The sequence below is a fragment of the Massilia sp. Bi118 genome, assembly GCF_918697865.1.
GTDB lineage: Bacteria > Pseudomonadota > Gammaproteobacteria > Burkholderiales > Burkholderiaceae_D > Telluria.
On the sequence record NZ_CAKKMV010000023.1, the window covers coordinates 37,429 to 60,949 of the forward strand.

The following is a 23,521-nucleotide window of genomic DNA, read 5'->3' on the forward strand; positions in this document are numbered from 1 at the left end:
CCCTGTCCCCATGATTAAGATATGCAACCTGCGTTGATGACGCCGATCGACAGCGAGATCGCGCCCAGCAAACCGCCGAAGGCGCAGTTGTTGGCTTCGATCTGGTCCTTGGCCATGCGCAGCAGTCGGGTGGCAATGACATACACGAGCAGCTGCACGACCAGGGCGCCGAAGGCCCAGCCCGCGAACTGGTAATAATCCATGGTGTGCACCAGGCTGGAAGCGATGGTCGCCGAAAAGCCCAGCAGGCTGCCGCCCAGCGACAGCGCGGCCGCCGCATTCCCCTGGCGGACCAGCAGCACTTCGTCATACGGCGTCACGCGCGTGTACACGACAAAAAATGCCAAAACCAGTGCGACAGCCGTAAAAAGATGCAGCAGATAGTTTAGGATGGCGGGCAAACTATTCTCCCAAGAAATAGTCAAAGAGACAAAAAGCATCTTAGCGCAAAGAGCAGTAATGACCAAAAAAATTCTGATCCTGTCGGTATTCGTTGTCGCTTCTTGCGGCCTGGCCTATGAACTGATTGCCGGCGCCCTGTCGAGCTACCTGCTGGGCGACTCCATTCTTCAGTTTTCGACCATTATCGGCTGCTATCTGTTCGCGATGGGCGTCGGCGCCCACTTTTCGAAGTACGTCAAGGACGAGGCCGTGCTGGAGCGCTTCATCGACATCGAGCTGGCCGTCGGCCTGATCGGCGGCGTGTCGGCGGCCCTGCTGTTCATGACTTTCTCATGGATGAGCGCCCCCTTCCGTACCCTGCTCTACGTGCTGGTGTTCCTGATCGGGATGCTGGTCGGGATGGAAGTGCCGCTGGTGATGCGCGCCCTGAACGCGCGCCAGACCGAGTTCTCGGAACTGGTGAGCCGGGTGCTGACCTTCGACTACCTGGGCGCGCTGGCCGTGTCCCTGCTGTTCCCGCTGGTGCTGGCGCCGCAACTGGGCCTGGTGCGCACCGGCTTCCTGTTCGGGATGCTGAATATCGGCGTGGCCTGCTGGACCCTGCATACCTTCCGCAGGGAGCTGACGAATGTGCTGGGCCGCGCGCTGCGCGCCGGCGCCGTGCTGTTCGTGCTGGCGCTGGGCTTCGGCCTGTCCGAGCGCATGGTCGCCTGGGGCGAGCACGGCCTGTTCGGCGACGAAGTCGTCTACTCCACCAGCACGCCCTACCAGCGCCTGGTGATCACGCGCTGGAAAGACGACCTGCGCCTCTACATCAACGGCAACCTGCAATTCTCCTCGCGCGACGAATACCGCTACCACGAGGCGCTGGTGCACCCGGCGCTGGCCAGCCTGCCGTGGGCGCGCAGCGTGCTGGTGCTGGGCGGCGGCGACGGCCTGGCCCTGCGCGAGATCCTGCGCTACCCGAACATCAAACAGGTCACCCTGGTCGACCTCGACCCCGCCATGACGCGCGCCTTCACCACGCGCCCGGAACTGGCGGCGCTGAACAGGCATTCCTTCTCCGACCCACGCGTCAAGGTGGTCAACGCCGATGCCGCCATCTGGCTGCAGCACGCCGACGCCATGTTCGACGCCGCCATCGTCGACTTCCCGGATCCGTCCAGCTTCGCCCTCGGCAAGCTGTACTCGGTGCCCTTCTACGGCATGCTGAAGAAGCATGTGGCGGAGAACGGCCTGATCGTCGTGCAGTCGACCTCGCCCTTCTTCGCCCCGCACGCCTACTGGACCATCGATGCCACCCTGCGCGAGGTCGGCCTGCACACCCGGCCCTACCACGCCTATGTTCCTTCTTTCGGCGAATGGGGCTTCATTCTCGCATCAAAGCGCGAGGGCTACACGCCGCCCGCCAGCTATGGGCTGCCGATGCGCTTCCTCAACGCCGACACCACGCGCGAGATGTTCGCCTTCCCGCCCGACATGCAGCGCCAGAGCATGGCGCCGAACCGCCTGAATACCCAGTCGCTGGTGCGCGAGTTCGAGCACGACTGGCGTAACGTGATCCGCTGATGGACCGCCGCAGCTTCATCCGCACCGCCGGCGCCGCCGGGCTGGCCGCCGGCGCCAGCGCCCTCGGCTTCGCGCGCTGGCAGGAGATTCCTTCGAGCCTGAACTACGTCGGCCGCGCCGAAGGCCACTACCTGCGCGACCGCCACGCCGTGCCGCCGCCCTCGCAAGTCATCGAGACCGATGTCGCCATCCTCGGTTCCGGCATCGCCGGCCTGTCCGCGGCCTGGAAACTGGCGCGTGAAGGCCATCACGATTTCCTGATGGTCGACGGCCCGCAACCGGACGGCAATGCGGCCGGTGGGCACTTCGGTGACCTGGCCTACCCGACCGGCGCCCACTACCTGCCGCTGCCTTCGCCCGAATCGACCCATGTGCGCGAAATCCTGGCCGACCTCGGCATCATCCAGCGCGATCCCTTTGCCGAGCAGCCGACCTACGACGAGCGCTTCATCCTGCACGGACCGGAAGAACGCCTGCTGTTCAATGGCGCCTGGCAGGACGGCTTTCTGCCGACCGAGGGTGTCCCGGCCTGGGAACTGCTTGAACACCGCCGCTTCTTCGCCGAGGTCGAGCGCCTGCGGCTACTCCGCGGCACGGACGGGCGGCGCATCTTCGTGTTCCCGACCGTGATGTCGTCCGAAGACCCGGAATGGCGCCGGCTCGACGCCATCACCCTGAAGCAGTGGCTGGAGCGCGAAGGCTACCGCGCGCCGACCCTGCACTGGTACCTGAACTACTGCTGCCGCGACGACTACGGCACCCGCTACGACAAGGTTTCGGCCTGGGCCGGCCTGCACTACTACTGCAGCCGCTGGGGCAAGGCCGCGAATGCCGGCAACGGCGCCTGGCTGACCTGGCCGGGAGGCCTGGCGCCGCTGGCCACAGCGATGGCGGAGCGCTCCGGTGTGAAGCGCCATACCGGCACCGTGGTAAAGCTCAGGCGCAATGGCGACAAGGTCGAGGCGCTGTGCTTCACGTTGAAGAACGGCGTGGCGCGCAGCTACCTGGTGCGGGCGCGCAAGGCCATCGTCGCGATGCCGCTCTACGTCGCGTCCCGCGTGGTCGAGGGAATAGGCGAACTGGGCTTCGACGCCCGCCGCGATACGCCCGCCTACGCGCCCTGGATCGTCGCCAACTTCCTGATGAAGGATTTTCCGCGCGAGCTGCCGCATGCGCCGCTGTCCTGGGACAACGTGGTCTACCAGGAACCGGGCCTGGGCTATGTGGTGTCGACCCACCAGGATATCCGCGTTGCGCCGCCGGAAAAGACCGTGTTCTCGGCCTACCTGGCGCTGTCCGACCGCACGCCCGACGCAGCGCGCAAATGGATGATGAAGGCGAGCCCGGACGAACTGGTCGAAGCCGCCGGCCGCGACCTGAAGACGGCCTATGGCTGGACCTTCGCGCCCTGCGTCGAGCGGGTCGAGATCACCCTGCGCGGCCATGCGATGGCAGCGCCGCTGCCCGGCTTTCGCAGCAATGCCGGCGCGCGCGCCCTGCGCGAGGCGGATGGCCCCATCCTGTTCGCGCATGCCGACCTGTCGGGCTTCTCGGTGTTCGAGGAAGCCGCCTGGTGGGGCATCCTCGCGGCCGGCCGGGCGCTGGGCGGTGCGGCCTAGCCGCGCTCAGCTTCTGTCCACGATCTTCGTGATGCCGCCCGCGCCGAAGTTGAATTCGGAGCGTCCCGTCATTTCGAGCAGGGTCCCGGCCGGCGGGCCGTCCGGCACGTCGGCCGCAAGCCGGCCGCGCCAGGCGATGTCCGCCACCACGGTATCGCCGTCCAGCGCCAGGTCCGTCACCCGCTGCTCGCGTTCCGAGAACATGCCCTTCGATTGCTCCGCCAGCGCGCGGAAGGCGTCGATGCCGCTGGTCTCCGCGGTCAGCTGGCCGCCAGAAAAATTCTCGAAGCGGACCGCCGGGTCGAGCTGGGCCAGCATGGCCTCGATGTCGAACGCATTGTAGGCCGCCAGGTAGCGCGCGATCAGGTCCTTCCGCCTTTCGTCGATCATGGGTCCTCCTCCCTTAAAACTGCCACATCACGGCCGAGGCATCGTCGGCCTGTTTGACGGCCAGGCCGGCGCCGCCGGATGCCTGCTCGTGCGCCCGTAATTCGGCCAGCAGCGGCGCCAGGCCGCGCTCCGCGCAAGCCTGCAGCAGGCTGGCGTCGGTGTAGAGGCCATAGGCATCCACCAGCCGGTAAAAACCATCGGTCATCACCAGCAGCGTCGCGCCCTGTCCGGCACGCGCCGCGTAACGGCGCGCGCCGAACGGCCCGGCCGGCGCCAGGCACAGGCTTTGCGGCGGCAAGGCCGTGTTCTGCTCCTCGCGGCGGCGCCTGAGCATGGGCAGCAGGCGCTCGCGCCGCACAGCCGGATCGTGTATGCCTTCGCGCACCAGCGCGGCGATGGCGTCCCGCACCACGGCTTCCTGCGGATTGGTCCACGGGTCCAGGTCCTGCACGCTGCCGTCGGTACGGCGCAGCAGGGCCTTGCAGTCGCCCAGGCAGTACACGATCAGCTCCGACGCGGCGCCCAGCGGCATGATGCGCACCCAGGTCATGGCCGCGATCGGCCAGGCATGCACCGGCACGGCCAGGCCGGCGGTGCGGTCCTCGAATTCGGCGCGCACCGCATCCACCGCGCTGCGCACCGCCTGCTCCTGCGATGCGCGCGCCGCCAGCGAGCGGCCGAAGGCGGCGCTGAAACGCCGCACGAACCAGGCGACGTCGCCGTCCTCACTGCCTATGTAATCCTGCTGCGCCACCGAACTGGCGCCGTCCAGCACCACGATGTCCGCCAGGCCGCCCTGCTCGAATACCACTGCATGATCCTCGTTGGCGTGCCCTGCGGCGGCCGAGGACACTGATGTCCAACTCATTCCACTATCACTCCAGAAACCATTGCCTTAATAATAGGGCAATTTCCATCTGGAATGTTAAAGGACGGTCAGAACCACCCGGCGACGGTGCGGCGCAGTCCGGTGCTCCCACAGGTAGATGCCCTGCCAGGTGCCCAGCAGCAGGCGTCCGCCGCCGACAGGCACGCTCAGGGAAGTGGCCGTCAGCATGCTGCGCGCATGTGCCGCCATGTCGTCCGGGCCTTCGGCATCGTGGCGGTAGGCGGGGGAGCCGTCCGGCGCCAGGCGCGCCATGATGGTCTCGAGGTCGCGCCGCACGTCGGGGTCGGCGTTTTCGGTGATGGTCAGCGAGCAGCTGGTGTGCTGCACGAACAGGTGGGCCAGGCCGACGCGCAGCCCGGACGCGGCCACCGCATCGGCGACGGCGTCCGTGATGTCCGTGGTGCCGCGCCCGGCAGTCTTGAATTCGAGGATGGTCTGGTAAGTCATGGCGTCTCAGCTTATCATCGGCGCGACGCCGCCGCCAACGCGGCCTTCCCCGCCCGGAGCCATGCCATGCACATGATGCTGACGCAGTCGCTGTTCGCCGCCGCCCTGCTGGCTGGGCCGGGATCTCCCGCGCCCGCTGCGCCGGCGCCCGCCACCGTGGTGGCGATCCGCTACGATCTCGACGAGATGTCGGCCGAGCGCATCCAGGAAGCCGTGGCCGAACCGCTGGCACGCAGCCTGCGCGACGTCGCGCGCGTGAAAAACATGGTCACCACGGCGACGCACCGCCTGGCCGAAGCGGAACTGGTTTTCGAAGACGGCGCCACCGAGGCCGATCTTGCCGATATCGTCTACCGGCTCGACCGCCTGCGCCTCGACGCCGGCATCGCCGTCGAGGGCCGCTCGGTGGCGCTGAAGCCCTGTCGGCTTGCATGCGAAGACATTAGCGCCTCACGGTGACCGGGCTAATCTGACGCGTCAGTCGCGCTGCAGCTGCGCCAGCAAGCCGCGCGCCTGCTCCGCCTGGGCGAAGCGCATGTCGCCAGCCGCCAGGGCTTCCAGCTCCTTGCGCGCGCCGGCGCGGTCGCCGGTCTTGGCCATCGCCGCCGCCAGGTGGTAGCGGATATCGCGCGCCTTGGGCGCCAGCGCGTGGGCCTTCTGCAGCAGCATCAGGCCGCGCGCGCCGTCGGCCTTGGTCGCGCCCTTCTCGACCAGGATCCAGGCCAGGGTGTCCATCACGTCAGGCTGTTCGCCGGCCTGCCGGTAGGCCGCTTCCGCGGTCGCCTGCGCGCGCGCGTCACCCAGTTCCTGGTAAGCCAGGGCCAGGTTGTTGAGCGCCACCGCGTTGCCGGGCTGGCGCTTGAGCACCCCTTCGAGGCGCGCCGCCGCCTGCCTGAAGTCGCCCTCCGCCATGCAGGTCTGGGCCTTGTAGGCCTGGGCGCGCACGTCGTCCGGATGCGCCGCCAGCCAGTACTCGAAGCGCTGCACGGCTTCGTCGCGGCGGCCGGCCTGGCGCAGCGCGTCGTCGATCTTGATCGCCAGCTCGTTGACCGGGTTGAGCTTGAAGGCGCGCTCGTACAGCGCCAGCGCCTGGGCCGCCTGGCGCTTGGACATCAGGATGTCGCCCTGCAGCTGGTAGCCGGCCGCCGCGTCCGGGTGCTTGCGCTGCAGCTGCTCGGCCACGATCAGGGCGATATCGCGCGAGCCCTTGCGCACATACAGTTCGGCCAGCGCCACCTGGGCGGCGGGGAAGTCGGGCTGGATCGCCAGCGCGCCCTTCAGCGCCTCCTCGGCCTGCACCGGCTGGTTCAGCACCAGCGACAGCGCCGCCACCTGCATCTGCGCCTGCGCCGAGCGCGGCAGCGCGAAGGACAGCTTGCGGTAGGTTTCCAGCGCCTCGGCGCGTTCGCCGTTCGCCAGCTGGCTCTTGCCCAGCAGGTCGAGCAGGTCCGGATTGTCCGGATGTCCCACCTGCAGGGTACGCGCCAGCTTGAGGGCCTTTTCCGGCTGGCTCACGCGCAGGTACTGGCCGATCAGGTTGACGGCGGGGCCGACCGCGTTCGGATCGACGGCCGCGGCCTGCTCCAGCCAGCGCGTGGCCTCCTCGGGCTTGCGGTCGGCCTCTGCCAGCGAGGCCAGCATCGTCAGCGCCGGCACGCTGGCCTTGTTCTTCGCCAGGAAGCCGGCCATCTGCTGGCGCGCCTGGTCCGGATGCTTTTCGTCCAGCGCCAGCTGGGCCAGGTCGGCCGCCGCCGCAAAATAAGTCGGGTCGATCGCCAGCGCGTGCTGCAGGGCGGCGCGCGCCTTCGCCGGCTCGCGGCGCGCGATCGCTACCAGGCCTTTCAGTTCGTGGACCACCGCGTTTTCCGGCTGCACCCGCTCCAATGCCTGCACCGCCTGGCCGGCGGCGTCGAAGTGCTGCAGGCGCAGCTCGGTGCGGATCAGCGCCACCGCCGCTTCCGCCGAATCGCGGTCCAGCGAAATGGCCGCCTGCAGTTCACGGATGGCGCGCGCGGTGTCGCCCTTCTCCAGGCGCGACAGGCCGAGCGAGGTGCGCAGGCTGCTCGAGTCGGGATCGAGCGCGCTGGCCTTCTCGAACAACTCGGTCGCCGCATTGAAGTCGCGCGAGCGCATCGACGATTCGCCGGCCAGCGCCAGCAGCTGGGCATCCTTGTAGCCGCTGGCCTCGGGATTGATCAGCATCGGCTCCAGCGCTTCGCGCGCTTCGCGGCTGTGGCCACTGCCCAGCAAGCTGGCGGCCAGCATCTTGCGCGCGTACAGGTTGCCCGGCGTGCGTTCGAGGTAATGGCGGAAGTGATGTTCGGCCAGGTAGTAGGAACCGAGGCGCATGTTGACCACGCCGGCCAGCAGCACGCTGGGCATGTGTTCCGGCGCCACGCGCAGCACCTTGAGCAGCGAGTCGTGCGACTCCTGGACGCGCCCGCGGGAAAAATCGAGCAGCGCCTGGGTATAGGCCACCAGCACGCTGCCGGGCGCCAGCTTCAGGGCGGCATCCAGCTCGGCCTGGGCCATCTGGAAGCGCTCCAGGCCGATCGCCGTGTAGGCCTTCTCGACGTGGGCCGAGCGGTGCTGGGGCTGCAGCGCCAGCACCTTGTCGTAGATGTCGAAGGCCTGCGCGCCCTTGTTCTCCGCGCGCAGTAGCTCGGCTTCGAACATCAGCGCGTCGATCTGCTTCGGATCGTGCGCCAGGATGCGCGCGGCCCAGGCGTGCGCTCCGGCCGCGTCGCCGTTCAGGAAGGCCACGCGGCCCATGCCGATCATCGCCGCGCTGTCGTTCGGGCGCTGCTGCAGCGCTTTTTCGTACAGGCCGCGGGCGCGGTCCTGCTTGTCGAGGGCCAGCCAGGCGTCGGCGCGCGGCGCCAGCAGCGCGCCGCGGGCATCCTCGTCGGCGCCGGTCTGGTCCAGCGCCTTCTGGTACTCGGCCTGCAGGTTCAGCGACCGCGCCAGCAGCGCCAGCGCGGCTTCCTTCGGATAGCCCTGCTGCAGCGCCAGCCGCGCTTCCTTCTCGGCCGTCAGGCCGTCGCCCAGGTCGTAATACGTTGCGGCCAGCAGGTAGCGGATCTCGGCGTTACGCGGCTCCTTCTCGATCGCGTTCTTCAGCATGATCACGGCGCTGTGCTGGTCGCCGCGCTGGCGGAATGCCTCGGCCTTCGCACGCAGTTCGGGGCCGGATTCGCCCTGACAGGCGGTCAGCACTACCGGCAGCAGCAAGGCTGCCAGCAAGGCCGGCATCGAAGAAAACCGTCGGGTAGGTGTGATGGAAGCAGGCATGGCCAATCGCCGTAGGGACCGGCGCTCTAAATCAAAAGCGTATTGTCGGGGCGGCATCCTCGGCCAGGCAAGCAAAATTTCCGGACTGAATCTTCGCTGCCACGCGCCGAAGCCGGCGTCCAGTGACGGAAAACTTTACAGTTGCGTACATGGGACAACTTAACCGGTGGCCAAGTGCCTGATTTACAAGTAAAGTTAATCTGTGGCATGATTAATGCTTGAGCAAAGATAAAAACCAGGTCACCGGGGGATCCGTGAAAAAAGCACTCAAGTTTGTCCTTGGCGCCATCGCGCTGTTCGCTGCCATGAGCGCCCGTGCGGGCGGCATCAGCGACACTGGCGTCAATGCCTATTGGGGCTCGGACAGCCACGGCTACGGCGACGTGATCGGCGGCAGCACCTACGATATCCAGGGCGCCACCATCACCCGCGTCGGCAACGTGCTGACCATCGCGATCGCCACCAGCTTTGCCGGCCACGCCGGCATGGATGCGAATATGACGCAGGGCGGCATCGGCTACGGCGACCTGTTCCTGGCCCAGACCTGGAACCCCTTCGGCACCGACGCCCACCACGCCAGCGACAACGACAACAACGGCACCCTTTGGTCCTATGGCTTTGCGCTGGACAACCGCTACAGCAATACCGGCGGCAGCTTCACGCTGTACCAATTGAACGGGAGGACCAACGACGCCAATGTCATCGATTCCGAAAAGTTCATGAGCTGCAGCCTGGGCAGCGCCTGCTACTACCGCAACGGCCAGGCCACCGCCGTCAACACCAGCAAGTACAACACCAACGTGAAGAATACCGGCATGACCGGCAACTGGACCATCACCGCGAACAAGGAAATCAAGTTCACGCTCACCCTGGCGTCCACCTCGGACCTGCTGAAATACAGCTCGCTGGCCATGCACTGGGGCGAGACCTGCCAGAACGACGTGATCGAGGGCCAGGTAAGCCTGGTCCCCGTGCCGGGCGTCCTGCCGCTGACCGGCCTCGGGCTGGTGATGCTCGGCCTGTCGCGCCGCCGCCGCCGCGCGCAAGCCGCTTAAATCTTCCTCCTCAGGCCGGACCGCCGACGATGCGGTCGCGGCCAGTGTTCTTAGCGTCATACAGGCGCCGGTCAACCGTCTCGATGAAAGCGCGCACATTGTCGTGCGCGCCGGGGACGATCGTTCCCACGCCCATGCTGCAGCTCACCCAGTCCGACACCATCGACGCGCCATGCGGGATCGCGGCCTGCGCCAGCAGCTTGCGGCAGCGCCGCGCGACTTCCTGCGCCGCCAGCGCGCCGGTAGCCGGCAGCAGCAGCGCGAACTCTTCGCCGCCAAGGCGCGCGCACAGGTCGCGCGTGCGCGAGGCCGACTCGTCCAGCACCCTGGCCACCTGGCGCAGGCAAGCGTCGCCCTGCGGGTGGCCGTGGCGGTCGTTGTAGGCCTTGAAGAAGTCGATATCGAGCAGCACCAGCGACAGCGGCTGGGCCGTGACGCGCGCCTTGGTCCATTCCATCTCGAGGATGGTGTCGAACATGCGGCGGTTGGCCACCATGGTCAGCGAGTCCTGGTAGGACAGCGCTTCCAGTTCCTTCTGCAGCTGCAGGATCTTGTCTTCGGCCTTCTTGCGCTCGCTGATGTCGAACATGAAGCCGACCAGCGCCTGCGGGCTGCCGTCGGGATTGCGCACCACGTGCACGACGTCGCGGATCCATACCATCTCGCCGTCGGCGGTCAGCGCGCGGTAATCGGCTTCGTGGTCGGCGCCCTGCATCGACTGGGCGACGCAGAAGTCCACGGTCTTCTGGCGGTCGTCCTCGTGGATGCGCGCGGCCCAGTCGTTGACCGTCTTCCAGCTGTCCTGGCGCCAGCCCAGCAACTGCTCGATCTGCGGGCCGATGTAGGCGAACTCCATCGTCGCCCAGTCGATCTTCCAGGGGATCGCCTTCGTCGATTCGAGCAGGGTGCGATAGACGTTGGGATCGTTCGGCAACGGGTTCATGCCGCCTCCCCTTTCAAGGCGCGTGCGTACAGCGCCAGCAGTTCTTCGGGACGGTCGTAGGCGATGCGCAGGCCGGCGCGCAGCTCGCGCCGCATCAGGCGGATCATCCGGGTCAGCACGGCCTCCGGAAAATCGGCGGCCGGCGCGCCGGTGACTTCGGCCAGGCGGCCGGCGATCACCGGCGTGTCGCTGACCAGCGGGCAGATACGGTAGCCGTAGCTGCCGCCGATGCGCTCCGGCGGCAGGTCCATGAAGCGGTCCGCCGTCTGGCGAAAGAAATCAAGTGTCAAGCGATACGCGTTGCGGCCCAGCACCGGCACGTCGTCCGGCACCGGCGCGCCGGCGTCCAGCTCGGCAAGCGAAGTCGCCAGCGGCAGCAGCTTGTGCAACTGGTACTGCTGCATGTGCGGGTTGCCGGCGCGGACCAGGTTGGCGATCAGCTCACCCAGCGAGGCATGGCCGATGATGGCCGCCTGCTTGGGCAGGCCGCCCCAGATACCGTCGGCGCCGCGCAGCAGGGCTTCGATCGCGGACGCGTTCTCGACCCCGGCGCCGGCATGCAGGTGCATCAGCAGCTTCTTCGGCGGGCTTGCCTGATCCATGAAGCGCCGCGCAATCGCAACATAAGTCCCGACCTGGAAAGGGAAATAGGTGCCGCGGTCGTCCTCGATGCTGACGCCCTCCACCGCCGCCTCGCCCACCAGCAGTTCCAGGATGCCGCAAGTGCGTTCCAGGTTTTGCGCGAAGGCGTCGCAGCCGTCGACGATGTTGATCAGGATGCGCGGCGCGCCGCCATGGTCGCCGGCGATGTTGGCGGCCGTCCAGGCGATGCTGGCCAGCAGGTCGCGCCGCAGCTCGGCGATGCCGTAGCCGGCGCCGTAGACGGCCAGCATGCCGGCGTCGCTCAGGTAGACCTCGTGCAGGGTGTTCGGCACCGTATAAGCCTGCAGTTTCAGCTGCGACGGCGAGGGCTGGAACACGCCTGCTGCATCCACCTTGCCGATGTCGGTGAAGGCGAAGCAGCCAGTCATGTCGATGTCGTGATCGCGCAGCCAGGCCATGAAATCGTCGTCGACTTCCGGCTCGTCCGGCAGCGAATAATCGAGGCTGCCGAGGTGGATGTTGCGCATGCCGAATTCGCGCAGCTGCGGCAGGATGCGCAGCTTGTCCTGCAGGGTCTGGCCGATGCCGGAACCCACCGGGTTCTCGCGCAGAGACAGGTCGATCAGGTAGGGGTCGATATCCTGCAGGCGCTTCAGCTGGCGCAGCGAATCGGCCATCAGGGCATGCGCGTCGGCCAGCGCATCGGTAAAGTTCGGCATTGTCGGCTCACAAACGAATCGGAGCCGACGATGTTACCGGAATTGCATTGACGAAAGTTAAATCGCGTAAAGATGTGTCCTGTTCGCAACGTTCACTATCTCAGGGCCGCAACCCATAACGCTCGATAAAGGCCTTGACGCCATCCGGATGGGCGGCCAGCCAGCGCTCGTAGTCGGGACGGTGGGCTTCCTTGTACAGCAGGACGAAGATGGCCGGCTCGAGCTGGCCGTCGCGCGCCAGGCCCTGCATGGCCAGCAAGGCCGGATCGCTCATCGGCGCCGCGCCCCTGGCTGCGGTCTCGTCGGCCACCTTGAGCGCCATGCGCCAGGCCTGCAGCTCGACCTCGAAGGGGCTGGACCTGGCGCCATCGGCGGGCTTGCGCGCGTTCGCTTCGGCCATCGCCAGCGCCAGGCGGATCGCGTTGTCAGGCGTCGATGAGGATTTCTGCAGGTCGCCGTCGATGCTGATGGTGGTCTTGCCGTCGGCGCCGGCACCGACCCGGGCGCCGCGCCGCAGCGCCAATGGTTTCAGCGGCTTGCCGGCGCGGGCACGCAGGCCGGCCAGCTTGTTCCAGCTGGGCAGCTGGGCAGGATCGGCGGCAATGCCGGAAAGCAGCGCATCCTCCGCGGCGGCCGGTTTGCCCTGTTCGTACAGGGCGTCCGACAGGAAGCGCCAGGCCTGGCCGTTGCGCGGCTCGATCCCGGTGGCGCGCCGGAACATGGCTTCTGCCCTGGCCCAGTCGTGCTGCATGTACCAGCAATCGCCCGCGCCCACCCAGGCGCCTGAGTACTGCGGATCCAGCTTCATCGCCTGCTCGTATTTCTCCAGCGCCGCCGCGAACTTGCGCTGGGCGAACAGCTGCTCGGCCGCGCCCAGCGGCGCAGCCGCCGCCTGGCTCGGCAGGCGCAGCGGCGAAGGCGTGGCATCGGCCAGCATGCGCAGCACTTCCTGGGCCAGCGGATCGTCGGCGGCCAGTTGCAATGCCGCGCGCGCCAGGCCCTCGGCCTGCTTGCGGACGGCCGGCGCCTGCTCGGGCTTGACCGCATCGACGATCAGCAGGTAGGCATGGGCAGCGGCAGAGAGGGGTGCCGAGGCCTTGGGCGCGGCTGCGGAAGCGGCCTTGAATTTGGCCATGGCTTCCTGCAGCTTGCCCTGCACGGCCAGCACACGGCCCTCGCCGACCAGGCTGGCGCAGGCGCCGCTGCAGGCGGGATCGGCTTCGGCGTGGGCGAAGGGCAGGACCAGCGAAATGGCGGCCGCCATCAGGATCTTGCGTAGCATGCTGTCTCCGTTGGACGAAAACACGGATGCTAACCGATCCGGGGGCTTACTGCTGCAGGCGCGGTCCGGACACCTTGCGGAAATCCGCCAGATGCGAAGAAGGAATGAGGTTGATCTCGGCCGAATGGAAATGGTCGCACAGCGGACGCAGGGCGCCGTCTTCCGGCTTCCAGCAGGCGGCCTGTTCGCCGTCTTCGTAGATGTCGACGGTCCAGCCGGCGCCGCCGATGGTCTGCACGATGCCGCTGACGCCGCCCTCGAAGGAGGCCGGCAGGTCGAAGGCAACGCGCAGCACGGTCGCATCCGGCAGGCGCGGATACGGCGTCGTATAAAAATCGTAGAGCTCGGCCGTTGGCCAGAACAGCGCCAGCACCTGTTTCAGCACGGCCTGGCTGTTGGCGGTGCCCCGCCCCGTGACGACGATGCGCACGCCCAGGCGCAGCCATTCGTCGCTTGTCGTTTCAAAGCGCTCCAGGGTTTCGACGTTCAGCATGGCAGTGCACTCCGGTAGATTGACGCTCGTCATACTACCCGGAGTGCAGGGCCAGATGCTCACAAAAAATCACAAGGCAGCGATTCTCTTGCCGCCGGTTGTAGCTACGCCACGGAAGGCAATTTTGGCAACAGCTTGTCGAGTGTGATCGGATAGTCGCGAACGCGCACGCCGGTGGCGTTGTAGATCGCGTTGGCTACCGCCGCGCCGACCCCGCAAATCCCCAGTTCGCCGACGCCCTTGGCCTTCATCGGCGAGGAGACGGGGTCTGGCTCGTCGAGGAAGATGACCTCCTGGTGCGGGATGTCGGCGTGCACCGGCACCTCGTACATGGCCAGGTCGTGGTTGATGAAGCAACCGATGCGCTTGTCGACCACCAGCTCTTCCATCAGGGTCGCGCCCACGCCCATGGTCATTGCGCCGATCACCTGGCTGCGCGCCGACTTCGGGTTCAGGATGCGGCCGGCCGCGCACACCGCCAGCATGCGCCGCACGCGGATTTCGCCGGTAATGGCGTCGACCCCGACCTCGACGAAATGGGCGCCGAAGGTCGACTGCTGATATTTTTTATCGAGGTCGCCGTATTCCATCTTGTCCTCGGCATTCAGCTCGCCGCCTTCGGCCGCTTGGCGCAAGGGAATCGTACGCCCGCCGCCCGAGACCATGCCGTTCGCGAACTGCGCACTGGCCGGATCAAGACCAAGCGTCGAGGCCACCATCTCGCGCAGCTTGACGCAGGCCGCGTACACGCCGGCGGTCGAGCTGTTGCCGCCCCACTGGCCGCCCGAGCCGGCGGACACCGGATAGTTCGAATCGCCCAGGCGCACCACGATCCGGTCGAGCGGCAATCCCATCATCTCGGCCGCGGTCTGGGCGATGATGGTGTAGGTGCCGGTGCCGATATCGGTCATGTCGGTTTCGACGCTCACCTGGCCGTCGCGCTCCAGGCGCACCCGCGCCGCCGAACGCATCACCAGGTTGTTGCGGAAGGCCGCCGCCATGCCGTAGCCGATCAGCCAGCGCCCTTCGCGCATCTGGCCCGGCAGCGGATTGCGCCTGTTCCAGCCGAAGCGCTCGGCGCCCTGGCGCAGGCAATCGACCAGGCGCCGCTGCGAGAACTTGCGCTCGCGCTTTTCCGGGTCGACGCTGGTGTCGTTCACGATGCGGAAAGTCACCGGGTCCATCTTGAGCTTCTCCGCCATTTCGTCGATCGCGATTTCGAGCGCCATCATGCCCGGCGCCTCGCCCGGCGCGCGCATCGCGTTCGCTTCCGGCAGGTCGAGCTTCGCCAGGCGCAGCGCGGTGTAGCGGTTCGGGCCCGCGTACAGCAAGCGGGTCTGCTGCACCGCCGTTTCCGGCTTGCCGTCCGGGAGGTCGCCGGACCAGCTCTCGTGGGCGATGGCATCGATCCGCCCTTCCCGCGTGCAGCCGATGCGGATGCGCTGGATGGTGGCCGGACGGTGGGTCGTATTGTTGAACATGAGAGCGCGCTGCAGCGCCACCTTGACCGGCCGCCTGGCCTGGCGCGCGCCCAGCGCCGCCAGCAACGCCTCGGCGCGCAGGAACAGCTTGCCGCCGAAGCCGCCGCCGATGTAGGGCGAGAGCAGATGCACGTTCTCCAAGGGGATCCCGAGGGTCTTCGCCATGTCCTTCATGCCCCAGTTGACCATCTGGTTGGCGGTGAAGATCGTCAGCTTGTCGCCCTCCCATTTCGCGATCGAAGCATGCGGCTCCATCATCGCGTGCGACTGGTCGGGCGTAGTGTAGATGGCGTCGAGCTTGACCGGCGCGGCGGCCCAGGTGGCGTCGAACTGGCCGGTGCGGGTCTCGGGCTTGTCTTCCTTCTTCGCGATCGGCGCGCCGTCCTTGGCTTTAGCCAGGTCGTATTCGCCCTTCGTCTTCGCATACTCGACCTTCACCAGCCCGGCCGCGGCGCGCGCCTGCTCGAAGGTCTCGGCCACCACCAGCGCAATCGCCTGGTGATAGTGCTCGATCCCGGGGCCGCCCAGCAGGGTCGCCGTGTTGAACTTGCCCTTGCCCAGCTTGCCGGCCGTCTGCGCGGTGACGATGGTGATCACGCCGGGTGCGCGCCTGGCGGCGGCCAGGTCCATCGAAACGATGCGGCCCTTGGCGATGCTGGCGCCGACCACGTAGCCGTAGGCGGCATTCGGGATCGCCTGGTTCTGCTCGTAGGCGTAGGGCGCGGTGCCGGTGGTCTTCAGCGGGCCGTCGATGCGGTCGGTGGGCCGGCCGACGACCTTCAGCTGGTCGATCGGGTTGGCGCCGGCGGGGGTGGTGAATTTCATCCTCAAGCCCTCCTGGCTTCGAGCAGCAGGCTGTCCAGCGTGCGCTGCACGAGCGTTACCTTGAATGCGTTGTCTTCGTTGACGCGGGCATTGGCCAGCAGCTGGTCCGTCAAGGCCTTGCCGCCGCGCGGCAGCAGCTGCTCGGCGGCCGGCACGCGCCAGGGCTTGTGGGCGACGCCGCCCAGGGCCACGCGCCCGTTGCCATCGCGGCCGATGATCGCGGCCACCGACACCAGAGCAAAGGCATACGAGGAGCGGTCGCGCACCTTCTGGTAGAAGTGCCGTCCCCCCAGCGGCTTCGGCAGGATCACGGCGGTGATCAGTTCGCCCGGCGCCAGCACGTGCTCGATGTGGGGCGTGTCGCCCGGCAGCCGGTGGAAGTCGGCGATCGGGATCACGCGCCGCCCACCGTCGGCCTTGACGGTTTCGACCTGCGCATCGAGCACCCGCATGGCGACCGCCATGTCGCTGGGGTGGGTGGCGATACAGGCCTCGCTGGTGCCGACGATGGCGTGATGGCGGTTGAAGCCGCCGATGGCCGAGCAGCCGCTGCCGGGCGCGCGCTTGTTGCAGGGCTGGTTGGTGTCGTAGAAATAAGGGCAGCGGGTGCGCTGCAGCAGGTTGCCGGCGGTGGTGGCCTTGTTGCGCAGCTGCGGCGAAGCGCCGGCCAGCAGGGCCCGCGACAGCACGGCGTAGTCACGGCGCACGCGCGGATCGGCCGCCAGGTCGGTGTTGCGCACCAGGGCGCCCACGCGCAGGCCGCCGTCGTCAAGCGCTTCGATCCTGTCCATGCCGATGCCGTTCACGTCGATCAGGTGCGGCGGCGTTTCGATCTCCAGCTTCATCAGGTCGAGCAGGTTGGTGCCGCCGGCGATGAAGCGCGCGTGCGGCGTGGCGATGGCGGCGGATGCCGCTTCGGCCGGCGTCTTCACGCGCTGGTAGGTAAAGGCTTTCATGCCTTGCCTCCCGCATCCGCGCCCGATACTTCCGCAATCGCTTCCATGATGTTGGAGTAGGCGCCGCAGCGGCAGATATTCCCGCTCATGCGCTCGCGCATCTCGGCCGGCGAGAGCAGCGGCCGCGCGTTCAGGTCGCCCGTTACGTGGCTGGGGATGCCGCGCTGGACCTCGTCCAGCATCGCCGCCGCCGAGCAGATCTGGCCCGGCGTGCAATAGCCGCACTGGTAGCCGTCGTGCTTCACGAAGGCCGCCTGCAGCGGATGCAGCTTGTCCGGCGTGCCCAGGCCTTCGATGGTCGTGATCTCGGCGCCCTCGTGCATCAGCGCCAGGCTGAGACAGGAATTGATGCGGCGGCCGTCGGCGATCACGGTGCAGGCGCCGCACTGGCCCTGGTCGCAGCCCTTCTTGGTGCCGGTCAGGTGCAGGTGCTCGCGCAGCAGGTCGAGCAGCGTGGTGCGGGTGTCAACTTCCTTGTCGTAGCGCTGGCCGTTGACGCGCAGGGCCACCCGGGACAGCACCGGCGCCGGCGTCGATGCGTCCTTCTGCGCGCTGGCGCCGGGGGTCTGGGCGCCGGCCGCGCCGGGCAAGGCCGCCGCAGTGGCCGACAAGGCGCCCGCAATCAGCAGATCGCGCCGCGCCGTATTGACATCTGGATGCTCGTCCATGGCTTCGCTTCCTTTCCCCGTGAGTGGCGCCGCCATCTTAAGTCGATTCGCCATCGGCGCCGCACACGGTTCGCCGGGCGCTGCCAGGCGTGTGGGCAGGATCCGCGATTGTTCGGTAAAATTGCCGGTTTGACCATAATAAGCCCGTGCCCACGATGACCCACCGCGACGCTTTCCTCGCCAATGGCGGCGACGCCGGCGCACGCACACTTGCGCAGGACTGGCACGCCCACCCGCTCGGCCCCATGCAGGACTGGCCGGCCGCGCTGCGCATGTCGCTCGGCATGGTGCTCGGCTCTTCCTTCCCTTCCTTCATCGCCTGGGGTGAAGAACTTTTCGTCTTTTACAACGACGCCTACGCGCCCATGCTGGGCAACAAGCCTGGCGCCATCGGCCTGCCCCTGCCCCAGCTCTGGTCCGAAGTCTGGGACACGATGGCGCCGCTGGCGCGCCGCGTGCTGGACGGCGAGGCCCTGTTCTTCGAGAACTTCCAGCTCACGGTCGAGCGCAAGGGCTACCCGGAACAGGCCTGGTTCACCTTCTCGTACAGCCCCCTCCGCGACGAGACCGGCGCCGTGCGCGGCCTGCTGTGCACCGTGGTCGAAGTGAGCGACAAGGTGCTGGCCCTGGCCCGCCACAAGGAAGCCGAGGAGCGCTACGCCCTGTGCCTGGAGGCGTCGGGGAATATCGGCACCTGGGCCTATGAGCTCGACACCGGCGCCACCTTCGTCGACGAACAGTTCGCGCGCCTGTTCCAGGTCGACGCCGCGCTAGCCAGGGCCGGCACCGACCTGGCGCGCTTTACCGGCATGATCCACCCGGACGACCGCCCGCGCGTGGTGGCCGCGATCGAGCAGGCCATCGCCTGCGACACCCTGTACGACGTCGAATACCGGATCCCCCAGCTGTCGCGCGAGAACATCTGGGTCAATGCGCGCGGCAAGGTGTTCCGCGACGTCGCCACCGGCAGGCGCCGTTTCGCCGGCGTGGCGGTCGACATCACGGAACGCAAGAAGGGCGAACTGGCGCGCCATGACAGCGAGCGGATCGCTTCCGAAGCGCTGCTGCGCGAACTGGAGAACCGGCGCCGCCTGGACGTGCTGCTGGACGCCGCCCCGGTCGGCATCGTCTATGTCGATGCGGACGGCGGCATGCTGGTCGCGAACGCCGCCAACCGCGCCGTGTGGGGCGACCACCCGAACGCCGGCCACGTCGACGAATACGGCGAATGGAAAGGCTGGTGGCCGGCCGGCGCGCCGCAGGGCGGACAGGCGCTGGGGCTGGACGAATGGCCGATCACGCGCGTGCTGCGCGGCGAGGACAGCGCCGGCGCCACCATCGAGATCGAACCCTTCGGCGCGCCGGGCACGCGCCGCACGATCCTGATCCGCACCGCCGCCATCCGCAACGAACACGGCGAGGTTGTCGGTGCGGTCGGCGCCAACATGGACATCAGCGCCCAGGTGGCGGCCGAGCGGGCGATGAAGGAGAGCGAAGCGAAGTTCCGCTCGATCGCCAATGTGATTCCGCAGATGGTGTGGTCGGCGCCGGCCAGCGGCGGCAACGACTACCTCAACAGCCGCTGGCCCGAATTCACCGGCCTGCCGCCGGAACGCTGCGCGGGCTACGGGTGGAAGGAATACATCCACCCGGACGACCTGCCGGCGCTGGTGGAGGCCTGGGACCGCAGCCGCGATGGCGGCGCGCCCTTCGAAGTCGAGCATCGCCTGATCCACCACTCCGGCCAGTACCGCTGGGTGCTGAACCGCGCCGAGCCGATGACCGGCGACGACGGCGCCATCGTGCGCTGGATGGGCTCCCTGACCGACATCCACGACAAGAAACGCGGCGAGGAAGAACTGAAAGCGGCGGCGCGCCGCAAGGACGAGTTCCTTGCGATGCTGGCGCACGAGCTGCGTAATCCGCTGGCGCCGATCAGCAGCGCGGCCCAGCTGCTGGGCCACGTGGCCGCCGACGAGAACAAGGTGCGCCAGGCCAGCGACATCATCCTGCGCCAGGTGCGTCACCTGACCGGCCTGGTGGACGACCTGCTGGACGTCTCGCGCGTGACGCGCGGCTTGGTGGAATTACAGCGCGAGCGGGTCGACCTGAAGGCGGTGATGGCCAGCGCGGTCGAGCAGGCGCGCCCGCTGGTCGAGGCGCGCCGCCACCACCTGGACCTGGCGCTGGATGCCGCCCCGGCCTGGGTGGCCGGCGACCGCATCCGCCTGGTGCAGGTGGTCGCCAACCTGCTCAACAACGCCGCCAAGTACACTCCGCAAGGCGGCGCGCTCGCGCTTTCGCTCGAAGTAAGCAGCGGCCAGGCAAGCATCGCGGTGCGCGACAACGGCATCGGCATCGATCCCGAACTGCTGCCCCGGGTGTTCGAGCTGTTCACCCAGGCCGAGCGCACCCCGGACCGCGCCCAGGGCGGGCTGGGACTGGGCCTGGCGCTGGTGAAGTCCCTGGTTGGCCTGCATGGCGGCAGCGTGGAAGCGGAGAGCGGCGGGCCCGGCATGGGCAGCACCTTCCGCATCCTGCTGCCGCTGGCGCAGGCCGGCCGGGCCGCCGCGTCCGGCGATGACGCAGCGGGGGCGCTGTACGCGCAGCCGGAGCGCCATGTTTTAATCGTCGACGACAATGCCGACGCCGCCGAGTCGCTGGCCGAGATCCTGCGCGCCCTCGGCAACCGGGTGGCGGTGGCCCACGATCCGCGCCAGGCGCTGGCGCTGGCGGAACAGGACTGGCCCGAAGTCTTCATCCTCGACATCGGCCTGCCGGACATCGACGGCTACGCGCTGGCGCGCCGGCTGCGGGCGATGGCGGAGGGGCAGCCCACGCGCCAGCCGGCCCTGTACCTGGCCCTGACCGGCTACGGCCAGGCGCACGACAAGGTGCTGTCGAAGGCTGCCGGCTTCGACCGCCACTTCGTCAAGCCGGTGGATCTGGAAGCGCTGCTGGCCGCGCTGGCGGAAGCGCCGGGCCGGTAAGGTGGGCACGGGGTGCCCACCCCTACGAGTAAAAAATCAGCGCGGGCGGCCGAGCGCCTGCAGCGCCTTCAGCACATCCTCGTGCGCCGCCGCCCAGCCGCTCTGCGCCAGCACCGGCGCGCACTGCGCGCAAGGCTCGAAGGGATTGCAGGCATGGTCGATCTCGACATAGCGCGCGCCCGTCACCAGCTTGGCGGCGCGTGCGTCGGTGCGGCCGGAGACCGGCTCGCCCTCCTTGGACAGCCAGCGCTCGAAGGGCTCGAGCGCGACCCCGTTGGGCACGTACCAGCGCTTGCGGGTGGGATTCCAGCGAGCGCCGAGCTCGCGGGCCTGGTCTTTTTCCGCGTACGGAACATTCAGAAACGTCATGCCGCCATCATACCATCCAGGCGCGCCAGGACGGCCTCGAGGTCTTCCAGCTTGTAGGGCTTGGCGACGATCCAGAACGGGAAACCGATGGCGTCGCGCTCCGGAGCGCCGTAGCCGGAGGCGAAGGCCACCCGCAGCCCCGGCTGCGCCTCGACCGCCAGCTGCGCCAGGTCGACGCCCGACTTGCCGGCCAGGTCGATGTCGGTGAACAGCAGGTCGAAGCCGCTTTCCTTCAGCAGGCCGGCGGCGGCATCGAGCGTGGTGGCGCCGCTCACCTGGTGGCCCAGGGCCTCGAACAGGCTGCAGGTCATCTTCATCAGGTCCGGATTGTCTTCCGCCACCAGGATGCGGCGCTGGACCGGCCCGGGCTTCACCCCGCCCGCGGGCGGGACGGCCGGGATGCCGCGATTGGCCAGCAGGTGGCGCACCTTGCGCGCCAGCTGGTCGCGGCCATAGGGCTTGGACAGCAGCTCGACGCCCGGATCGAGGCGGCCGCCGTGCACGATCGCGTTCTGCGTGTAGCCCGAGGTGAACAGCACCGCCAGTCCCGGCAGGTGGGCCTTGGCCTGGCGCGCCAGTTCCGGGCTGCGCAACGGTCCGGGCATCACGACGTCGGTGAACAGCAGGTCGATCGGCATGCCGCTCTGGACGATCACCAGGGCGGCCGTGGCGTTGTCCGCCTTCAGCACGCGGTAGCCCAGGCTGCCCAGCATCTCGACCACGGTGCGCTGCACGGCCGGGTCGTCCTCGACCACCAGCACGGTCTCGCTGCCGCCTTCGGCCGGGCCGCCGGTCAGGCGCGTCACGCTGGTCTCGACCTCGAAGCTGCGCGGGAAGTAGAGCTTGACCGTGGTGCCCTCGCCGACTTCGGAGTAGATGCGGAAGTGGCCGCCGGTCTGCTTGACGAAGCCGTAGGCCATCGACAGGCCCAGGCCGGTGCCCACGCCTTCCGGCTTGGTCGTGAAGAAGGGCTCGCAGGCGCGTTCCAGCACTTCCCTGCTCATGCCGCTGCCGGTGTCCGACACCGCGATCAGCACGTACTGGCCGGGCGTGATGTCCGGCTCGGCCGCCACGTAGGAATCGTCGAGCAGCGCATTGCCGATCTCGATCGTCAAGCGGCCGCCGTTCGGCATCGCATCGCGCGCATTGATGGCCAGGTTCAGGATCACGTTTTCGAGCTGGTTCGGGTCGACCACGGTGTTCCACAGGCCGCCGCCGCGCACGGTCTCGATCTGGATGGTCTCGCCCAGCGCGCGCCGCAGCAGGTCGTCCATGGCGCCGACGATGCGGCCCGGATTCACCACCACCGGCTGCAGCGGCTGGCGCCGCGCGAAGGCCAGCAACTGCGAGGACAGTTTGCCGCCGCGCTCGACCGCCTGCAGGGCGGTCTCCAGTAGCTGCCGGTCGTCGGCGCCGGAGGTCCGGCGCTGCAGCAGCTCGAGGTTGCCGCCGACCACCTGCAGGATGTTGTTGAAGTCGTGCGCCACGCCGCCGGTCAGCTTGCCGATCGCCTCCAGCTTCTGCGAGCGCTGCAGCGCGTGCTGGGCCGCCGACAGTTCTTCGGTGCGGGCGCTGACCAGCGACTCCAGCTCCATCTGGTGCCGCGCCAGCTCATCCTGGGCCTGCTTCTGTTCGGTCACGTCGCTGCCCTGCACGAAGATGCCGATCACCGCGCCCATCGGATCCAGCACCGGCTGGTAGATGAAGTCCAGGTGGCGCGTGGCGGTGGCGCCGCCCGGGCCGCTGTCCAGCGCGACGGGCACGGCGCGCCCGATGAAGGCCTTGCCGGTGCGGTAGACCTCGTCGAGCAGGGCCGGGAAGCCTTGCGCTTCCACTTCGGGCAAGGCGCTGCGGATCGGCTTGCCGATCAGTTCACGGCCGCCGGTCAGGCTGCGGTAGGCGGCATTCGCCAGCTCGAACACGTGGTCGGGGCCACGCATCACGCAAATGAAACCGGGCGCCTGCTCGAACAGGCGCTGCAGGTGCATCTTGTCGCCCTGCAGTTCGTTGGCCAGCTTGAGGGCCGAATGCGCTTCGGCCAGGGCCGCGGTGCGCTGCTCGACCATGCGCTCGAGTTCTTCCTGCTTGCGGCGCAGGTTCTCTGCCGCCAGCACGCGCTCGGTGACGTCGCTCCCCTGCGAGAAGATGCCGACCACGGTCCCGCTTTCGTCGACGATGGGCTGGTAGACGAAGTCGATGTAGCGCAGCACGGCCTCGCCGCCGCCGGCCGGGATCACGCCCAGCGGCAGCGCCGTGCCGACGAAGGCCTGGCCGCTGGCGAACACCTGGTCGAGCAGCTCGAAGAACTGCTGGCCTTCGAGCTCGGGCAGCGCCTCGCGCACCGGCTTGCCGATGATGTCCTTGAAGCCGGCCAGGCGGTGGTGGGCATGGTTCTGCAACTCGTACACGTGCCCGGGGCCGCGGAAAAAGCAGACGAAGCCCGGCGCCTGCTCGAACAGGCGCAGCAGCTCGCGGTAGGGGCGGCTGATCTTGGCCTGTTCAAGTGCGGATTCGGTGGCGAGGGTCGGGG

Annotated in this window: 19 protein-coding genes; 5 read left to right on the forward strand and 14 right to left on the reverse strand. The window is 68.1% G+C overall.

Translation table 11 applies throughout. The annotated features are described in order from the left end of the window. Positions 1 to 14: 14 nt before the first annotated feature. Positions 15 to 401, reverse strand: a complete 387-nt coding sequence (locus LQV39_RS24435; protein ID WP_230029793.1) for a DUF350 domain-containing protein — start codon at positions 399 to 401, stop codon at positions 15 to 17. Between LQV39_RS24435 and LQV39_RS24440 the strand changes: the two genes are divergently transcribed. Both LQV39_RS24440 and LQV39_RS24445 read left to right on the forward strand, forming a co-directional pair. Beyond that, positions 391 to 1,971, forward strand: a complete 1,581-nt coding sequence (locus LQV39_RS24440; protein WP_290368624.1) for a polyamine aminopropyltransferase — start codon at positions 391 to 393, stop codon at positions 1,969 to 1,971. The two genes, LQV39_RS24435 and LQV39_RS24440, sit on opposite strands and share 11 nt — an antisense overlap. After that, entirely contained in the window at positions 1,971 to 3,590 is a 1,620-nt protein-coding gene (locus LQV39_RS24445) for an FAD-dependent oxidoreductase (protein WP_230029795.1), read from the forward strand. The genes LQV39_RS24440 and LQV39_RS24445 overlap by 1 nt, the downstream gene beginning before the upstream one ends. 6 nt (positions 3,591 to 3,596) lie before the next feature. Here LQV39_RS24445 and LQV39_RS24450 read toward each other — a convergent pair whose 3' ends face one another. From LQV39_RS24450 to LQV39_RS24460, 3 genes are read right to left on the reverse strand one after another with little or no spacing between them, the layout of a single operon-like run. Next, complete coding sequence (locus tag LQV39_RS24450; RefSeq protein ID WP_230029796.1) at positions 3,597 to 3,980, reverse strand: nuclear transport factor 2 family protein; 384 nt, start codon at positions 3,978 to 3,980, stop codon at positions 3,597 to 3,599. A gap of 13 nt (positions 3,981 to 3,993) precedes the next feature. After that, positions 3,994 to 4,848: a protein phosphatase 2C domain-containing protein gene (locus tag LQV39_RS24455; protein WP_230029797.1), complete on the reverse strand. Its 855-nt coding sequence runs from the start codon at positions 4,846 to 4,848 to the stop codon at positions 3,994 to 3,996. Positions 4,849 to 4,905: 57 nt separating this feature from the next. Next, positions 4,906 to 5,316: a secondary thiamine-phosphate synthase enzyme YjbQ gene (locus LQV39_RS24460; RefSeq protein WP_230029798.1), complete on the reverse strand. Its 411-nt coding sequence runs from the start codon at positions 5,314 to 5,316 to the stop codon at positions 4,906 to 4,908. Positions 5,317 to 5,382: 66 nt separating this feature from the next. Between LQV39_RS24460 and LQV39_RS24465 the strand changes: the two genes are divergently transcribed. Continuing rightward, complete coding sequence (locus LQV39_RS24465; RefSeq protein ID WP_230029799.1) at positions 5,383 to 5,775, forward strand: hypothetical protein; 393 nt, start codon at positions 5,383 to 5,385, stop codon at positions 5,773 to 5,775. Between the two features lie 18 nt (positions 5,776 to 5,793). Here the strand turns inward: LQV39_RS24465 and prsT are convergent, their stop codons facing one another. After that, a complete protein-coding gene (gene prsT, locus LQV39_RS24470) occupies positions 5,794 to 8,607 on the reverse strand; it encodes an XrtA/PEP-CTERM system TPR-repeat protein PrsT (RefSeq protein WP_230029800.1) in 2,814 nt (937 codons plus the stop codon). Between the two features lie 254 nt (positions 8,608 to 8,861). Here prsT and LQV39_RS24475 point away from each other — a divergent pair, with 254 nt between their 5' ends. After that, complete coding sequence (locus LQV39_RS24475) at positions 8,862 to 9,662, forward strand: hypothetical protein (protein WP_230029801.1); 801 nt, start codon at positions 8,862 to 8,864, stop codon at positions 9,660 to 9,662. A gap of 10 nt (positions 9,663 to 9,672) precedes the next feature. Here LQV39_RS24475 and LQV39_RS24480 read toward each other — a convergent pair whose 3' ends face one another. From LQV39_RS24480 to paoA, 7 genes are all read right to left on the reverse strand, one after another. Further along, positions 9,673 to 10,605: a diguanylate cyclase gene (locus tag LQV39_RS24480; RefSeq protein ID WP_230029802.1), complete on the reverse strand. Its 933-nt coding sequence runs from the start codon at positions 10,603 to 10,605 to the stop codon at positions 9,673 to 9,675. Beyond that, entirely contained in the window at positions 10,602 to 11,927 is a 1,326-nt protein-coding gene (locus LQV39_RS24485; RefSeq protein ID WP_230029803.1) for a hypothetical protein, read from the reverse strand. The genes LQV39_RS24480 and LQV39_RS24485 overlap by 4 nt, the downstream gene beginning before the upstream one ends. 100 nt (positions 11,928 to 12,027) lie before the next feature. Next, a complete protein-coding gene (locus tag LQV39_RS24490; protein WP_230029804.1) occupies positions 12,028 to 13,209 on the reverse strand; it encodes a tetratricopeptide repeat protein in 1,182 nt (393 codons plus the stop codon). 46 nt (positions 13,210 to 13,255) lie between these two features. After that, positions 13,256 to 13,702 (reverse strand): hypothetical protein, encoded by a 447-nt coding sequence (locus tag LQV39_RS24495; RefSeq protein ID WP_230029805.1) that lies wholly within the window; start codon positions 13,700 to 13,702, stop codon positions 13,256 to 13,258. Positions 13,703 to 13,806: 104 nt separating this feature from the next. Beyond that, complete coding sequence (gene paoC / locus LQV39_RS24500; protein ID WP_230029806.1) at positions 13,807 to 16,008, reverse strand: aldehyde oxidoreductase molybdenum-binding subunit PaoC; 2,202 nt, start codon at positions 16,006 to 16,008, stop codon at positions 13,807 to 13,809. A 2-nt stretch (positions 16,009 to 16,010) separates the two neighbouring features. Continuing rightward, a complete protein-coding gene (locus tag LQV39_RS24505) occupies positions 16,011 to 16,964 on the reverse strand; it encodes a xanthine dehydrogenase family protein subunit M (protein WP_230029807.1) in 954 nt (317 codons plus the stop codon). Further along, complete coding sequence (gene paoA, locus LQV39_RS24510) at positions 16,961 to 17,632, reverse strand: aldehyde dehydrogenase iron-sulfur subunit PaoA (RefSeq protein ID WP_230029808.1); 672 nt, start codon at positions 17,630 to 17,632, stop codon at positions 16,961 to 16,963. The genes LQV39_RS24505 and paoA overlap by 4 nt, the downstream gene beginning before the upstream one ends. Before the next feature lie 155 nt (positions 17,633 to 17,787). Between paoA and LQV39_RS24515 the strand changes: the two genes are divergently transcribed. Further along, the gene (locus tag LQV39_RS24515; protein ID WP_230029811.1) at positions 17,788 to 20,622 is read left to right on the forward strand and encodes a PAS domain-containing protein; all 2,835 of its coding nucleotides are present in this window, start codon (positions 17,788 to 17,790) and stop codon (positions 20,620 to 20,622) included. A 36-nt stretch (positions 20,623 to 20,658) separates the two neighbouring features. On the opposite strand, the gene LQV39_RS24520 is transcribed toward LQV39_RS24515, so the two are convergent. Next, positions 20,659 to 20,991 carry a DUF5710 domain-containing protein gene (locus LQV39_RS24520; protein ID WP_230029809.1) on the reverse strand — a complete coding sequence of 111 codons (333 nt, stop codon included), beginning with the start codon at positions 20,989 to 20,991 and terminating at the stop codon, positions 20,659 to 20,661. Then, positions 20,988 to 23,521: response regulator (locus tag LQV39_RS24525; protein WP_230029810.1), on the reverse strand; the 2,534-nt coding region annotated here is incomplete at its 5' end. The genes LQV39_RS24525 and LQV39_RS24520, both read right to left, overlap by 4 nt.

What these genes read in the sequence shown, in the direction of transcription:
- LQV39_RS24515 (WP_230029811.1), top strand. Translation starts at nt 17,788, where the DNA reads ATGACCCACCGCGACGCTTTCCTCGCCAATGGCGGCGACGCCGGCGCA.
- LQV39_RS24465 (WP_230029799.1), top strand. Translation starts at nt 5,383, where the DNA reads ATGCACATGATGCTGACGCAGTCGCTGTTCGCCGCCGCCCTGCTGGCT.
- LQV39_RS24455 (WP_230029797.1), bottom strand. Translation starts at nt 4,848, where the DNA reads ATGAGTTGGACATCAGTGTCCTCGGCCGCCGCAGGGCACGCCAACGAG.
- LQV39_RS24505 (WP_230029807.1), bottom strand. Translation starts at nt 16,964, where the DNA reads ATGAAAGCCTTTACCTACCAGCGCGTGAAGACGCCGGCCGAAGCGGCA.
- LQV39_RS24445 (WP_230029795.1), top strand. Translation starts at nt 1,971, where the DNA reads ATGGACCGCCGCAGCTTCATCCGCACCGCCGGCGCCGCCGGGCTGGCC.
- LQV39_RS24490 (WP_230029804.1), bottom strand. Translation starts at nt 13,209, where the DNA reads ATGCTACGCAAGATCCTGATGGCGGCCGCCATTTCGCTGGTCCTGCCC.
- paoC (WP_230029806.1), bottom strand. Translation starts at nt 16,008, where the DNA reads ATGAAATTCACCACCCCCGCCGGCGCCAACCCGATCGACCAGCTGAAG.
- prsT (WP_230029800.1), bottom strand. Translation starts at nt 8,607, where the DNA reads ATGCCTGCTTCCATCACACCTACCCGACGGTTTTCTTCGATGCCGGCC.
- LQV39_RS24450 (WP_230029796.1), bottom strand. Translation starts at nt 3,980, where the DNA reads ATGATCGACGAAAGGCGGAAGGACCTGATCGCGCGCTACCTGGCGGCC.
- LQV39_RS24480 (WP_230029802.1), bottom strand. Translation starts at nt 10,605, where the DNA reads ATGAACCCGTTGCCGAACGATCCCAACGTCTATCGCACCCTGCTCGAA.
- paoA (WP_230029808.1), bottom strand. Translation starts at nt 17,632, where the DNA reads ATGGACGAGCATCCAGATGTCAATACGGCGCGGCGCGATCTGCTGATT.
- LQV39_RS24460 (WP_230029798.1), bottom strand. Translation starts at nt 5,316, where the DNA reads ATGACTTACCAGACCATCCTCGAATTCAAGACTGCCGGGCGCGGCACC.
- LQV39_RS24440 (WP_290368624.1), top strand. Translation starts at nt 391, where the DNA reads ATGGCGGGCAAACTATTCTCCCAAGAAATAGTCAAAGAGACAAAAAGC.
- LQV39_RS24520 (WP_230029809.1), bottom strand. Translation starts at nt 20,991, where the DNA reads ATGACGTTTCTGAATGTTCCGTACGCGGAAAAAGACCAGGCCCGCGAG.
- LQV39_RS24485 (WP_230029803.1), bottom strand. Translation starts at nt 11,927, where the DNA reads ATGCCGAACTTTACCGATGCGCTGGCCGACGCGCATGCCCTGATGGCC.
- LQV39_RS24495 (WP_230029805.1), bottom strand. Translation starts at nt 13,702, where the DNA reads ATGCTGAACGTCGAAACCCTGGAGCGCTTTGAAACGACAAGCGACGAA.